At 60.7% G+C, this 14,639-nt stretch carries 9 protein-coding genes; 6 read left to right on the forward strand and 3 right to left on the reverse strand.

What is annotated here, in order from left to right:
* The coding region (locus M9890_01230) for a thiamine pyrophosphate-binding protein (GenBank protein MCO5175585.1) at positions 1 to 875 on the reverse strand (875 nt) is incomplete at its 3' end.
* A gap of 962 nt (positions 876 to 1,837) precedes the next feature.
* Positions 1,838 to 2,563 carry an Lrp/AsnC family transcriptional regulator gene (locus M9890_01235; GenBank protein ID MCO5175586.1) on the reverse strand — a complete coding sequence of 242 codons (726 nt, stop codon included), beginning with the start codon at positions 2,561 to 2,563 and terminating at the stop codon, positions 1,838 to 1,840.
* 1 nt (position 2,564) lies between these two features.
* Here M9890_01235 and M9890_01240 point away from each other — a divergent pair, with 1 nt between their 5' ends.
* The 4 genes from M9890_01240 (at position 2,565) to M9890_01255 (ending at position 6,747) form a co-directional block, all read left to right on the forward strand.
* The gene (locus M9890_01240) at positions 2,565 to 4,016 is read left to right on the forward strand and encodes an aminotransferase class V-fold PLP-dependent enzyme (GenBank protein MCO5175587.1); all 1,452 of its coding nucleotides are present in this window, start codon (positions 2,565 to 2,567) and stop codon (positions 4,014 to 4,016) included.
* 52 nt (positions 4,017 to 4,068) lie between these two features.
* Positions 4,069 to 4,788: an RraA family protein gene (locus M9890_01245; protein ID MCO5175588.1), complete on the forward strand. Its 720-nt coding sequence runs from the start codon at positions 4,069 to 4,071 to the stop codon at positions 4,786 to 4,788.
* 87 nt (positions 4,789 to 4,875) lie between these two features.
* On the forward strand, positions 4,876 to 5,643 hold the full coding sequence (locus M9890_01250) for an enoyl-CoA hydratase/isomerase family protein (GenBank protein ID MCO5175589.1): 768 nt from the start codon (positions 4,876 to 4,878) through the stop codon (positions 5,641 to 5,643).
* A gap of 30 nt (positions 5,644 to 5,673) precedes the next feature.
* Positions 5,674 to 6,747, forward strand: coding sequence for a CoA transferase (locus M9890_01255; protein ID MCO5175590.1), 1,074 nt, complete (start codon positions 5,674 to 5,676; stop codon positions 6,745 to 6,747).
* A 276-nt stretch (positions 6,748 to 7,023) separates the two neighbouring features.
* Here M9890_01255 and fmt read toward each other — a convergent pair whose 3' ends face one another.
* A complete protein-coding gene (gene fmt, locus M9890_01260) occupies positions 7,024 to 7,797 on the reverse strand; it encodes a methionyl-tRNA formyltransferase (GenBank protein ID MCO5175591.1) in 774 nt (257 codons plus the stop codon).
* 184 nt (positions 7,798 to 7,981) lie between these two features.
* On the opposite strand from fmt, the gene M9890_01265 reads away from it, so the two are divergent.
* On the forward strand, positions 7,982 to 12,259 hold the full coding sequence (locus M9890_01265; protein ID MCO5175592.1) for a DUF2298 domain-containing protein: 4,278 nt from the start codon (positions 7,982 to 7,984) through the stop codon (positions 12,257 to 12,259).
* A gap of 88 nt (positions 12,260 to 12,347) precedes the next feature.
* Positions 12,348 to 14,621, forward strand: coding sequence for a DUF2298 domain-containing protein (locus M9890_01270; protein MCO5175593.1), 2,274 nt, complete (start codon positions 12,348 to 12,350; stop codon positions 14,619 to 14,621).
* Positions 14,622 to 14,639: the final 18 nt, after the last annotated feature.

Here is a 14,639-nt window from a genome sequence, read left to right on the forward strand (position 1 = left end):
GTGGATCGCACGCCCAGGCCGCTGCCGACGACGATCGCCAGGTCGCTACCGCGCATGATCTCCGTAGTCGGGTTGTCGTCCGTCCAGCGATAGCCAAACGCCCCGACCGCGTACTCATGATCCTCGGGGATCGCGCCCTTGCCCATGAGTGACATAACGACCGGTGAGCCGAGCGCCTCGGCGAGTCGCGTGACACGCTGCGACGCCTCGTGTGACGACGCGCCACCACCGGCGAAGATCATCACCTTTGAGGCATCCGCGATCAGATTCGCTGCCGAGTCGATCTGGCAGGCGATATCAACAGTCGGTGCGCCCGGCGCTGCTTCAACGTCGCCAAGCTCGAACTCTTCAGCCATGACGTCAATCGGAACTTCGAGATAGATGGGTCGCGGTCGGCCGGTGGCAAGCGCCGTGAACGCCTCCTCCATGGCGGCCGGGATTTCTTCGGCGCTCATCACACGCTTGGCCCACTTCACGAATGGGCGCATCACCGCCATCTGGTCGGTGATCTCGTGCAGATTGCCCTCAAGGCGGTCGATGTACTTGCGTTCCAGGTTGGTTGCAATGAAGAAGACGTTGGACGAATCGGCGAACGCCTCACCGGCGGCGGTTGCCGCGTTCGTCACGCCAGGACCGGTGACGATCAGCGCGACGCCCGGCTTACCGGTCGCCCGGTAGTAGCCGTCGGCCATAAAGCCGGCACCTTGCTCGTGACGAGCCAGGATGTTCGTCATCGTCGGGTGCTCGAACAGGACGTCATAAATATCGAGGTTATGGACGCCCGGGATACCGAATACGGTGTCGACCCCGTTTGCTTCCAACGCGCGGACAATTGCCGCGCCGCCACGAACCCGGCTCCCAACTGAGATCGCCATCGTCCTCGGTCCCTCCCGACCTTGGTCATGCGTGCGTCGTAACGTATCCTGCCAAGTATATGCCGTCAGCCTCCCTGCGTTGGCCGAATGCTTCAATTCACCGCGCAATGGCCGCAGACTTCTAAGTAGCTGAGCCTTTCGGTCGATGGCAGTGTCTTTGTATTGCGTACAACGCTAATTATCCGCAATTTGCATTGCAAAGCTTCATAGGCACTGAGCCGACAGAAAGCGAGTCGCTCGCCTACAACGCTATCGCCAGCCTGGTGACACGGTGCGCCGGTTGCGTGTGCCGTCCCATTCGTTCAGAGGCGCGGACTGATACCACCAGTCTTTTCCAAGGCGAGGTCTGTCGGCTAGTGGAATTCGACCGGCACCCCAGAGCAACGCATCCCAACCATCAGCGGTGTTCGGCGCCCACGGAAATACTCGCCGCGCGATTCGACTGCACAAATCGCTCGGTGGCATAAGATCGACGTTCATCGCTTCGGTAATATCCCAGGTGTGCACGAGGATCTCTTCGCAACCCATTGCCAGAAATCCCTCAACGTCCCCATACCCTGACGGATGGAATGCACGTGCGTGGCACGGCGCAGACCTGGCGACATCAGCTAGCAGAGCGGCTGCGCTTGACATCGCAATCAGAAGATCGGCAATGCTGCTCTGAGGATCGCCATTTCGAAGAAGCGGCAGACGTCCTTCGGCCCGCGCTGCCAAGTGAGATGCATAGAAGATCAGCGTATCGATGACATGGTCGAGTGTTCGCCGGCATGACCAGTCCAGGTCGCTCGCCCGAACAGTCCAGTCACGTTCTGTCAATGGTCCGAGTGCCGCGCATGCAAACGCAGCGCATTGCTGAAGATCATCCGCTGTCACGCGATCTAGCGAGCAATACGACGTGGTCTCCTGGTGGTCGCGCTCATCCGGCTGATTGGCGAATCCTGAACGCCCCACGCCCTTTCCATTCAATCTAGCGAACTCGGTTGCGAAAGCGTGCGCCGCTGGACCGGAGATGAGAAAACAAGTGATGTTGTGATTTGGCCATAGGGCATCAGCCGATCGACCAACTCTTCGAGATGCCCAATCGAAGCGACTGAAACTTGCATATAGAAGGCGTCAGCCCCTGTCACACGATGGCATTCGAGGATCTCCGGGATTCCCAGCAGCACGTCGGCCACCCGTGTGCATCTGGACGTCAATTTGGACATCCGCAGAATCGCATGAACCGGCATTCCGAGGCGCTCAGGATTCAGCTCGACGCGATATCCGCGGATGATGCCGGCATCTTCCAGGCGACGAAGTCGATCTGCGACTGCGGGCGCGGAAAGGCCGACTCTGCATGCCAGTTCCTTGTACGACATCCGCGCATTCTCATCGAGCGCTCGCAAGAGATCCCAGGTCAAAGAATCAATCAAGCGTCCCTCGCTGGCAGTCATTTCCTGGATCCCTTCATTGCTATCCCCTTGATTCAAGATCTTAAACGCAGCACCAAACCCAACGTTCCTGAATATCGTAGGTCTCCAGCCAAAGGACGACCATTCTTCGCGGAATCCGTTGCGAGTCTCTTTCGAAATCTCGTTCACTGGTTCGTCGCGTGTACCTACTCTGTTATCGACGAATCGAAGCGCCCCGAGCTGATTCGCCAACGACACGCTGCGGCGTCGTCCGCCACACAAACCCAGGAGGACCACGATGAACTCACTTTCTGAATCCGGGATGGCCCCATCAGGAGAGCTTCCGTACCGACCTGTCCTGGAGCAAACGCTGCGGCATGCGCTGTCCTATTTGAATCGACTCTACATTGAGCCAGTTGGGGCAACAGCGACACTCCAATCTCTCCGCGAATCACTGCACCGCGCCCTTCCTGAGAGCGGGCTTACTGCCGAGTGCGTCATTGACGAGCTCGTGCGAGACACGGCTCCCGGTCTGATTGGCAGCTCAGGTGGTCGTTTCTTTGGTTGGGTGATCGGAGGAACCCTCCCGGCAGCGCTTGCCGCGGATTGGCTTACGTCAACCTGGGATCAGAACGCAGCGATCTATGCTTGCAGCCCTGCTGAGGCGGTCGTTGAGGAGATTGCTGGCGAATGGCTTAAGCAGATCTTTGGTTTACCTGCTGACGCGGGATTCGCCTTTGTGACCGGTTGCCAGATGGCGCACTTCACTTGCCTGTCAGCCGCCCGCCACACGCTGTTGGCGCGCCGTGGGTGGGATGTCGAACGTGACGGTTTGACAGGTGCGCCGTCGTTTCGTGTCATCAGCAGCGGCGAGCGCCACGGCTCAGTCGTCCGCGCGCTCCGAATGTTGGGTATCGAGAATGGTTGCATGGTTGAGCTGCCGTGCGACGACGCTGGCCGTCTGGCCCCCGACACGTTGCGGGACGCGTTGAGCGCGCCTTCTGATGACCCCACGATCGTCTTGCTGCAGGCCGGGGACCTGAATATCGGTGGCTATGATCCTTTCGAAGAGCTGGTCCCGATCGCCCATGCCAAGGCTGCTTGGGTTCACGTTGATGGCGCATTTGGGTTGTGGGCCGCCGCCAGTCCGAAGCACCGCCATCTGCTCAACGGTGTTGATGCTGCTGACTCATGGGCTACCGACGGGCACAAGTGGCTCAACGTGCCTTACGACAGCGGATACGCGTTCGTTTCCAATGCTTCGCTCATCCCGGCATCGCTCTCCTACAGAGCGAACTACATCACGACCGTTAGCGATGGTCGTGACCAGATTGACTGGAACCCCGAGTGGTCGCGACGAGGCCGCGGAGTGGCGAGCTACGCTGCCTTGCGCCAGCTTGGACGCGATGGCCTCGCCGAACTCATCGAGCGCACATGCCAGTATGCTGCGGATCTTGTCGAAGGCATCGGCGCACTCGATGGTGCAGAGGTCGTGTGGACGCCCCAGATCAACCAGGGACTCGTGCGGTTTCTCGACAATCGACCGGGAGCAACAAACGCAGACCATGATCGGCGGACGGATGAAGTGATTGCGGAAGTCGTCGCATGTGGCGAAGCGTATTTTGGTGGAACGACCTGGAGGGGTATGCGATGCATGAGGATCTCCGTCTGCAGTTGGCAGACAACCTCAGATGATGTCACGCAGACGATCAAGGCTGTTCACGCAGCGATTCAAAATTGCCGCCAGTAAGCGACAACCATGTCCCGCTCGCAATACAAGACATTGTCAGGGAGCAAAGACCTTGCAGCATACGTTCACCAACGAGTCGATTCAGGCCGCCTCGATGAACGTCTCGACGGCCCACATCGCCGATGCTTGTCTGCGCATTGGCGCACCGGTGAGAGCTCTGCCGACCGAACTGTGCAGCGTCGGTCCCATTCGGCGGAGAGTTGGTCGCGCTCTGCCAGTGCGCCACGCGGGCAGCGTCGACATCTTTCTTGAGGCGTTAGAGACAGCCACGCCCGGCGATGTTTTCGTGATTGATGATGGTGGCCGCACCTCCGAGGCCTGCATTGGCGATCTGGTAGTGCTGGAAATGCAGAATGCAGGTATAGCGGCCGTAATTGTCTGGGGTTGTCACCGCGATTCATCAGAAATCACTCAGATGGATTTGCCGTGTATGAGTCTCGGTAGTTGCCCATCGGGCCCGGTGTCTGCGCGGGAGCGAGCGTCCGATGCCCTGATTGCCGCTCAGGTAGGCGACATCACCGTGAAACGGACCGACTTCATCATCATCGATGATGACGGCGCAATTGCTGTAAGCGACGCAATCATGAGCCCGGTTCTGGCAATCGCGCAGCGGATTCGTGATAGTGAACGGGCTCAGGCTGCCGAGATGCACACCGGAGCCACACTGCGTTACCAATTGCAGTTTGCGGGCTATCTATCCGAACGCAGGCAGAACCGGTCATACAGCTTTCGGGAGCACCTCCGTCGAATCGGTGGTGCCATCGAGGAGTAACCCATCGGCTGCACCGATCTGCGTTCGCGCTATGACGCGCACGTGTAGGAGAATAGAGGGACGTACACAATGAAATGAGGACGTAGAGTGAGCGAAGACAGATCGTTGCTGACGACAGAGGCCGTCGACGGAATCGTGACCTGGACGCTAAACCGACCTGCCGTCCGCAATGCCGTGAACCTGGCGTTGCTGGAGCAGCTTGATGCGGAGCTTGATGCGCTGCGGCAAAGTCCGCCACGTGTGCTGATTCTGGGTGCGACCGCTCCGGGGTTCTGCGCCGGTATCGATCTCAAGGAGTCGCAAGGCGCGACAGCCGACTTCGCTCACAAGCGCGTCGCGCTGATGCACCGCGTGCTGGACAAGCTGCGTCGCTTTCCGTGTCCGGTCATCACAGCAATCAACGGTGTCTGTGCCGGGCTCGGCGCTGAGATCGCCATCTCCGGCGACTTGCGCATCGCGTCTCCGAGCGCGCGTCTTGGCTATCCCGAGCCGCGCGTCGCAGTACCGTCCCCGGCGTTTCACCTCGTCACCCTGATCGGCATGGCCCGAGCGCAGGATCTGTTGCTCACCGCCCGCTGGGTTGGTGCTGAAGAAGCACTGCAGTTCGGGATCTTCAATCGCATTGCCGAAGGTGTCGATGCTGCGGCACGCGATCTGGCGATGGAAGTCGCCAAGCTCTCGCCAATGTCGCTGACGTTGACGAAAGAGAACATCTATCTCGGAGTCTGCGATGGCGCAGCAGCCGCCTCGCATCATCACATCGACGGCGTCACCAGCGCCGCGTGGACGTCGGATCGCACCGAAGCGCTGGCAGCGTTCGCCGAGAAGCGCGAGCCGTCGTTCACTGGCTCATAATCCTGAATCCGAAATAAGGAGCACTTACGAATGAGTGGACCGCTAGAGGGAATCCGGGTGCTGGAGCTGAGTCGGCACCTGGCTGGGCCGTTTGCCGCGATGACGCTCGGGGACCTCGGCGCGGACGTCATCAAGGTTGAGCCGCCTGGCCGTGGCGACGACACCCGCAGCTTCCCACCGTACTGGAATGGCGAGAGCACCTACTACCTGAGCGCCAATCGCAACAAGCGCAGCATCGCACTCGATCTCTCCAGCGAAGCAGGTCAGGAAGTTGCCAAGTCACTTGCGAAGCAGTCGGACATCCTGATTGAGAACTTCCGACCTGGCACAACCGAGCGCTGGGGGTTGGGCTACGAGCAGCTCCGCGAGATCAACCCGCGCCTGGTCTACTGCACGATCTCGGCGGTCGGCAGCGACGGTCCGGATAGCAATCGATCGGGCGTCGATTTGCTGATGCAAGCGTACGCCGGACTGATGAGCATTACCGGCGAGGAACACGGCGCGCCAGTGCGCGTCGGAACATCGGTCGTTGACCTGACGGCTGGCGCGAACGCTGTGCAGGGCATTCTGGCGGCACTCTACCTCCGCGAGCGCACTGGCACAGGCCAGCGGATCGAAAGCTCGCTGCTCGAAGGTCAGGTTTCGTGGCTGACCTATCACGCTGTATCCTACTTCGCGTCTGGCGAGGCACCCGGTCGTCTCGGGTCATTTCACGCCAGCGTCGCGCCATATGGTGCGTTCCCCACGAACGACGGTTACCTCGTCGTCGCAGTCGCTACCGACGCGCTGTGGCGGCGATTCTGCGGCGCGCTCGAACACCCGGAACTCATCGAAGACCCGCGCTTTGTGAAGAACGTCCAGCGCTGCGCGAATCGCGACGAGCTGCACGCGGCGCTGCTGCCAATCCTTGCTGAGCGATCTGCAGCAGCCTGGGCTAGCGCGATGGATCAGGCCGGCGTGCCATGTTCGCCGGTCAACACGCTCGATACAGTGCTGAGTCTGCCGCAGGTTCTGCATCGCGAGATGGTCGTGGACATCCCGCGCGGACTGCCCGGATCTACGACTGCCCGGTGTCGCGATCAAGCTCTCAGATACTCCCGGTAGTGTTCGCATGCCGCCTCCACGCCTCGGCGAACATGCTGACGAGATCCTGAGCGAGCTCGGTTATGACAAGGACCGGATCGAGCAGTTGCGCAACAAGCAGATCATCTAACCTCATCGCCGAGGACGGCGGCATCGATGCGCAACCCACGCCACCAGTCCAACGCGTTCATTGCGCGTCGGCCAGCTGGCTGGACCTGCGTGATCTACGGTGCGCCGTCGCCACACTGCACGAGCAGCTTGCGGTCGACAAGCGCCATGCTCCCGGGCAATGCGTCCTCAGTGTCGGATTCCGCAGGCGCCGCAGAATGCGCAACCGTTCGCCGCGAAACTGCGTCCAGGCAATGGGCCACGGATCGGATGCTCGAATGAGCTGTTCGATTCGGCGGGCTGGCTGAGACCAGTCGATGTGAGCGTCTTCGCTAGTCCATTCGCGTGTGTAGGTCGCCCGCTCATTATCCTGCTCACGCGGAACCGGTCGCCGCTTGCGTACGCCAACATCGTTTCCGGGAGGACTTCCGCGGCCAGATCGGCCAGGCGATCTGAAAGCTCGCCGCTCGTTTCGGTTTGGTCCAGCGAGACTGCATGCTGAGCCACAATTGGCCCAGCGTCGAGGGCGGCTATGAGCTTAATAATGGTTACGCCCGTTTCGTTGTCGCCGTGCAGAATCGCCGCCGGAATCGGCGTCGCGCCGCGATACGCCGGCAGCAGCGACGGATGCACGTTCAGGCAGCCGTGTGGGGCGAGTGAGAGAACCGCACGCCGCAGGATCTCGCCATAGGCCACGACAACCAGCACATCCGGATGCACCGACCGAATCAGCTCGATCGCAGACTCGTCGCGCAGTGTCTCCGGTTGCATCGACACGAGTCCCAGCTCGTCGGCTGCCATTCGCACGGGCGGCGGCGTGAGTCGCCGTCCGCGTCCCGACGGCCGGTCGGGCTGCGTCACCACCAGCGCGACTTCGATGTCAGGATGATTCGCCAGCGCACGCAGCGATGGAATGGCAAACTCCGGAGAGCCAAGAAAGACGACGCGCAGGTTGCTCGACATTCGGGCTCCCTTCGTGCGGACGATCCGTGACTGAGATGCTAAATCGGACTTACTCGATATGAGGTGACTGGGCAGTGGGAACTGTCAGATACGTTGCGTTGCGCGACCACGAGTATAGAAATCGAGCGGTGTATTGGGCAACATCGGCACATCGAATGATCGCTCCGGGTAAGATGCGCGCGCAATGAAGTCACACCGGTTACCGCTGTCACCCTATACGCTCGCCTTGCTGGCAACGTTCCTGCTTGCGGCTCTGCTGCGCATCTACGGCATGAACTGGGACCAGGGTCTGTACCTGCATCCGGATGAGCGCTTTATCGCGATTGTCTCATCCGAGCGCGTTGACCTGCCGAAACTGTCTGATCTGGGCGCACTCTTCGATCCGGCGACCAGCCCGATCAATCCACGTCGCGATGGGCCCGACGGCAATCCGCTGTCATTCGCGTACGGCACGCTGCCAGTGTACGTCCAGAGCGTCGCCAGCTGGGCCATCAATCTCGTCGCCGACGATGACTACCAGTCGTATCAAGACATCTACCGCGTCGGCAGGCCGCTCACCGTCCTGGTCGACATGACCACGTTGCTGGTTGTCTATCTCCTTGCGCGCCGGTTGGCCGGGCGTTACGCGGGTCTCATCGCCGCGATGCTGTACGGAACTGCGGTCCTGCCGATACAGTTGAGCCACTTCTTCACAGTCGACACCTGGCTCACGCTCTTCGTGACGACGACGCTCTACTTCGCAATCCGCTTCGCGGATAAACGCACGATCGGACGTGCAGTCGCGCTCGGTGTCCCTGTCGGTTGCGCCTTCGCAACCAAAGCGAGCGTTGCAGCATTGCTCTTGCCGCTGGCGGTCGTTGGACTCTCCGAGCTTGTCCGAGCGATCGACCGGCGAGTTGTACTCGGGCAGCTCGCGCTCGCCGGTCTTGTCGCGCTCGCTGTGTTCACCGTGTTCGAGCCGTACGCCATCGTGCGATCCGGGCCGTTCTTCAAGGACATCTCAACGCAAGCCGACATCGTTCGGGGTCACTTCGATGTGCCATTCACCCGCCAGTTCATCGGTCTGACGCCGGGGCTGTATGAAGCCCGCAATCTGTTTCTGTATGGCCTTGGGCCTGCGTTTCTATTAGCAGGCCTGGTCGCTATCGCCTGGGCCGCCCGCCACGGCTGGCGGCGTCGCGATCTCACCTACGTGGTATTGCTGAGTTGGGTGGCGGGGTACGGGCTCACGATCTTCCTGACCGAAGCGCGTTTCATGCGCTACTCGCTGCCGATGATCCCTGTGCTCGCTGTCCTGATCGGAGCGATGCTCGGACGACCACTCCCCGCGCGGTCGCGATTACCGAGGGCGCTGGCCACCGCGACGATTCTCATTGTCACCGCGATTTGGGGATTCGGATTCGTTTCGATCTACAGCCACGAGAATTCGCGCATCGCTGCGTCTCGCTGGATGTACGAGAACATCCCATCGGGTTCGGCGATTTCGGTTGAGACATGGGACGACGCGCTGCCCCTCCCCTACCCCGGCGCTCCGCAGAACACGTTCACCACCGTGTCGTTTGACATGTACGGAGATCTGCCGCCTGACGACAAAGTCGCTCAGATTGCAGGCTATCTTCAGTCGGTCGATTATGTCGTGTTATCGAGCGACCGACTGACGCAATCTGTTGACAACGAACCGTGGCGCTACGCAGTCCAGATCGACTACTACCGCAGACTGGACGCCGGTCAGCTCGGCTTTCAGCTCGTCTACGAAGGGGTCGTTGATCCGCAACTGTTCGGTCTGCGCCTCAACGACGCGCGTGCTGACGAGAGCTTCACCGTCTACGATCATCCCCACGTCCGGATCTACAGGAAAGTCGAATCACTCTCGACCGACGAGATTCGGAATCGACTCCTATGGGGCGCGTCGCAGCCGTGGTATCCAATGCGGTACTTGCCGAGCAAAGACCTGATGCTCGGCGTTCCAGCGTCCGACATCGAAACGACGCAGGACGCTGGGTGGAACTCGCTGGCGACGTCGAGCACGCCTGCGGCGATCCTGCTATGGATTTTGGCCATCGAGATGACCGGACTTGCCATTTTGCCGGTCGCGGCGCAGGTCTTCAGGACGTCGCCAGATCGTGGAGCGTGGTCTGCGCGACTCATCGGGATTCTGCTGGTCGCCTGGCTTGTCTGGATCGGTGCCAGCCTGGACTTCTGGCCCGCACGCAGTGTGACAGTGGCAGTGGCAATTGCCTTCGTCGCGGTGTTGGCTTGGGGCTGGTATGCGTTTCGCATATCACGGCGTTATCGCGTCGAGCTACCGTCGGTTCGCTCGTGGCTTGTTGGCTCGGCAATCTGGATCGGCGTGTTCAGCTTCTTTCTTCTGCTGCGCGCGATCTATCCGGATTTCTGGCAGACGTGGTTTGGCGGTGAGAAGCCGTTCGAGCTGGCCTACCTGCGAGCGATTTCTCGCTCGACAAGCTTCCCGTCATATGACCCGTGGTTCAGCGGTGGGATCATCAACTACTACTACTACGGCTGGCACATTATTGCATCGCTCATAAAGCTGACTGGTGTTGGCGTCAGCCTGGGATTCCAGCTTGGGGTCGCGACGATCCCTGCCTTGCTCGCGCTGCAGACGGTCGCGTTTGTGTCGCTCTGCATGCAAAAGTCTCGCCGTTGGATGTCGCGGAACATGATGGCGATTGGCGCATTGGTCGCCGTGGTGGCTGTGGTCATTGTCGGCAACCTCGATGCGCTCGTGCAGGTCATTCAGCAGCGCAGTATTTCTTCGACGACTTTCGACTTCTGGCGTAGCACGAGGGTCATCGATTTCACGATTAACGAGTTCCCGTACTTCTCGGCATTATGGGCTGACCTGCACCCGCACTTCATCGACCTGCCGGTCATCATGCTCGTTCTCACGCTCGTTGCGGTGGTAGTCCTGTCGGCTGAACGAATGTCGCTTGCTACTGTTCCGACGTTCGGTTTGATGGCACTTGCGCTGGGCACAACTGCCGTAACGAATTCGTGGGATGCCCCGCTGTGCGCCGGTCTCATTCTCGGTGGCTGCATCTGGGTCGCAGCGCGAAGCGATCGCGATCAACGCATTAGCATCATCGGATCTGGACTCCTCACTCTTGTTGTTGCGTATGTCATGTTTCGGCCGTTCTTCTCGCGCTTCTACAGCGTCGTCGGCGACGTCACGCGCACGAACAATGGCTCTCCTCTTTCGCAGTTCCTGGCGGTCTGGGGGATCTTCCTCGCGATCATCGCTATTGCCATCGTGGTTGATGCCGTGCAGTCCGGGAATTGGCAGAGTCCGATCCGGCAGAATGCACTCGCCCTGGGCGTCACCTGCCTCGTAGCCGGGACGCTCGCATTCGTCGTCATGGCAGTCCGCGGCAACCAGCTATCAGCCGGAGGTCTCGCAGCACTCTGGATTGCCGCCGTTCTGCTCGGGATCGGGTCGCTGGTCCACGCTCCGTCACGGTTTGGAAGCGTTGGTATCGGGCTCGCGTTCTCGGCGGCTGTAGCTACCGGCGCGATCAGCGGCTACCGACCGGCTGCTGCGGTGGCCATGGCTGTCGGCGTAGTTGCACTCGGGTTTGTCATCCGGCTCCAGCCGGCGCGTTCGGTGCCGTGGGTGATTGTCGGCGTTGGATCGGCGCTGCTTGTTGGCGTCGAAGTCATCTACGTCGCCGACGACCTGAGCGGCGGCGACTGGCAGCGGATGAACACGGTCTTCAAGTTCTACAACCAGGCTTGGCTGTTGCTGGCAAGCGGCGCGGCATTGCTACTCGTTGATCTGGCGTTCCGTTCAACTCGTTCGCTCGAGGCAGATGGCGATGACGTATCTGACAACGCTGCCGAGGACGGTTCTCGCTCGTCGGCAATACCTGATGGTGTCGGCACCATTCGCGTTGCGATTGTCGTTGGCATTGCGGTGCTCGCTCTGGGCCTGCTGTATCCGCTGCTGGGCACGCCATCTCGTCTGGCGCAGGACATGCCGTCTTCGCCGGACTATCTGACACTCGATGGCTACGCGTGGATGAACGGTGGCTCAATAACTAACGCTACCGGTGACGAGATCCAGTTCAGCGGCGATCTGGCGGCGATCGAGTGGTTGAACGATCGCGCCGAGGATAATCCTGTACTTCTCGAAGCGTCGATCGGTCCGTATCGCGGCAACGGTTCGCGCATCTCCAGTGCGACCGGTCTGCCGACTGTGCTGGGTTGGGATCGACATCAGCGTCAGCAACGCTACCCGGCAGGGATCGACCGTCGCATGTCGGACATTCGCGAAATCTACAACACGACTGATGCTGTCAGAAAGTTGGAACTGCTCCGCAGCTACGACGTGCGCTACGTCATCGTGGTGACGTCGAACGCTACTGGAGCTCGGCAGATGACACGACGCCTTACGCGTCGCCGGAGGGGATCGCCACATTCGACACCATGCTCGGTGGCGACCTGACATTAGCATTCGAGTCGGGCACAACGCGTGTGTATGAGGTGACGCAGTTCGCTCGACTGGCTCCGGCTGCCGATGCGGAGCACCGACCGTGAGCGATCCGGAAGCACTCGCCCGCTGGTACTTCGTCATTTCGGTTGTCGCCGTCGGATTGCTGCCTTTCAGCTGCTGGATCAGTGCTGGACTCGGACCGCTCCGCGGCCTCACGATCCGGCCGATTGCGCTCATCACGCTGACTGCGATCGTCTGGTGGCCAGCAGCGATGCTTGGCATTCCGTTCAACACGCCAGTGTTGATCACTGCAGGAGTAGTCGCGTCGATCGCATCGTGGGGGCTGTGGTGGCGACGCGGTCGGCCGCAGTTCCCGTGGTGCTGGCTGCTGATTGGCGAAGCGGTCTGGCTCGCGGTATTTCTCGCTTACGCATGGTTTCGCAGCTTCAATCCCGCCATCATCAATACCGAAAAGCCGATGGAGATTGCCCTCCTGACTTCGGTCAGCCAATCGACTGCCGTCCCGGCACCAGACCCGTGGTTCGCCGGCTACGCGATCAACTACTACTACTTCGGCTACCAGTGCATCGCGACGATCATTCGCTTGAGCGGTGTGCCCCCGGCAATCGGGTTCAATCTCGCGCTGGCCACGATCTTCGCCTCAGTCGCGGTGCTCGCGATGGCCTGTGCAGGGCAACTGGCGACGCTGGCTGGAGTGCGTCGGCGCTCCATCGGGCTTTCTGTCGGCCTGGGTCCGCTACTCGTCCTCGTCTCCGGAAACCTGGAGACGATTCGTCGCCTCGCGTCCGATCCACGCGGGACAATCGACGCGAGTTGGTGGCAGGGGGTTGGCTGGCAAGCAAGCCGCATCATCGTTGATACCAATGTCTTCGGATCGGGAGACTCCAGATCGACGATCAACGAATTTCCGGCGTTCTCCTTCGTGCTCGGCGATCTGCATCCGCACGTGCTGACCCTGCCGCTGCTTGCGCTTGTCCTTGCGCTGGCTCTCAGCCTGATCGGAAGTCGCGCAGCCGAGAGCCGTCCGCGTCTGCTAGCCATCGGAGCGCTAGTTGGACTCCTGTACGCCTCAAATAGCTGGGACGCACCGACGGGTTTTCTACTCGTGGGCCTTGCGCTCGCCGTCAGGTTCCACAGGCAGTGGCGGCGCTGGCTCATCTCCTGTGGCTACGTGGCCATCTCCGCCTTGGTCGCGGCGTTGCCGTTCATTATCGAGTACGACCCACCGCTCGGCGTGCCGAGCGATGCCGTGCCGAGCTGGCTCACACGCTTGCCGGTGCTCGGCACGCTGGTCAACACATTCGGCATCGTCGTCTGGCACCCAACCGGAGTGCGTGATCTTGTCATTGTCCACGGAGCCTGGATCGCGATGTTTGCAGCGTTCGCCGCTGTGGCCATTGCTCAGGATCGAGCGATCCTGTCATTTGTCGACCGGTACCGGATACCATTGCTGGGAACCAGCCTCGTGTTGCTCGGTATTGCCGTCGCCTGGGCACCGGCCGTTCTGCTCATCGGAATACCGGCAGCGCTAGCCGGCTGGTTCGCATGGAACTCTGCCGACGCGGGCACCCGCGCGATCTCAGGCCTGTTCTGCGTCGGGTTCCTTCTCATCCTCATTCCCGAGTTCTTCTTCATCCAGGATGTCTTCGGCGACCGGATGAATACAGTCTTCAAGCTCTACTTTCAGGCGTGGCTCATCCTCGGGATCGCCAGCGCTGGCGCGGTTGTCTACGCGCTGGCGCGGGCAACTTGGCCACGAAAGATCATGCTCTCTGCCGCGTTTACCGCGATCATTCTGGCGACACTCCCTTACCTGCCGCTCTCTGCGAGTGACTGGACGAATGGGTTCGAAGAACGCCAGTCGCTGAATGGTGAACAGTACATCGCGAGAGCAAACCCCTCGGACTTCGCTACGATCGAGTGGCTACGCGTGCACGCCGACCCGGGCGACACGATTGCGGAGGGGCCGGGCTGCTCGTATCAGGTGCTCAACGGCGTACCGCTGAATCGCATCTCTGCATTCACCGGCATCCCAACTGTCGTCGGCTGGGTTGGCCACGAAAGCCAGTGGCGAAGGGGGCAATTCGATGACATCGGATTGATCCTTCAGGCGCGGACTGATACTGCTAATGCACTTGTCGGCGGCGAACGCGTATCGCCGACACCGGAGCCGCGCTTCATCATTGTTGGAGCGCAGGAGAGGCAGGGATCGACCGTCTGCCCGATCGCCATCGACGCACCGGCCGACGTCACCCAGCGCCTGGCAGATGCTGGCTGGGTACCCGTGTTTGAAGCGCAATCGACAACGATCTATGGGCGCGCATCTGACACCGCCGTGGCGAATCTTCATTGACCGGCTGTTGCCGTTTTG

It is taken from the genome of Thermomicrobiales bacterium, from assembly GCA_023954495.1.
Classification (GTDB): domain Bacteria; phylum Chloroflexota; class Chloroflexia; order Thermomicrobiales; family CFX8; genus JAMLIA01.

Excerpts from the sequence above, each read along its gene's own strand:
- fmt (MCO5175591.1), bottom strand. The coding sequence starts at position 7,797 with ATGTCGAGCAACCTGCGCGTCGTCTTTCTTGGCTCTCCGGAGTTTGCC.
- M9890_01240 (MCO5175587.1), top strand. The coding sequence starts at position 2,565 with ATGAACTCACTTTCTGAATCCGGGATGGCCCCATCAGGAGAGCTTCCG.
- M9890_01255 (MCO5175590.1), top strand. The coding sequence starts at position 5,674 with ATGAGTGGACCGCTAGAGGGAATCCGGGTGCTGGAGCTGAGTCGGCAC.
- M9890_01265 (MCO5175592.1), top strand. The coding sequence starts at position 7,982 with ATGAAGTCACACCGGTTACCGCTGTCACCCTATACGCTCGCCTTGCTG.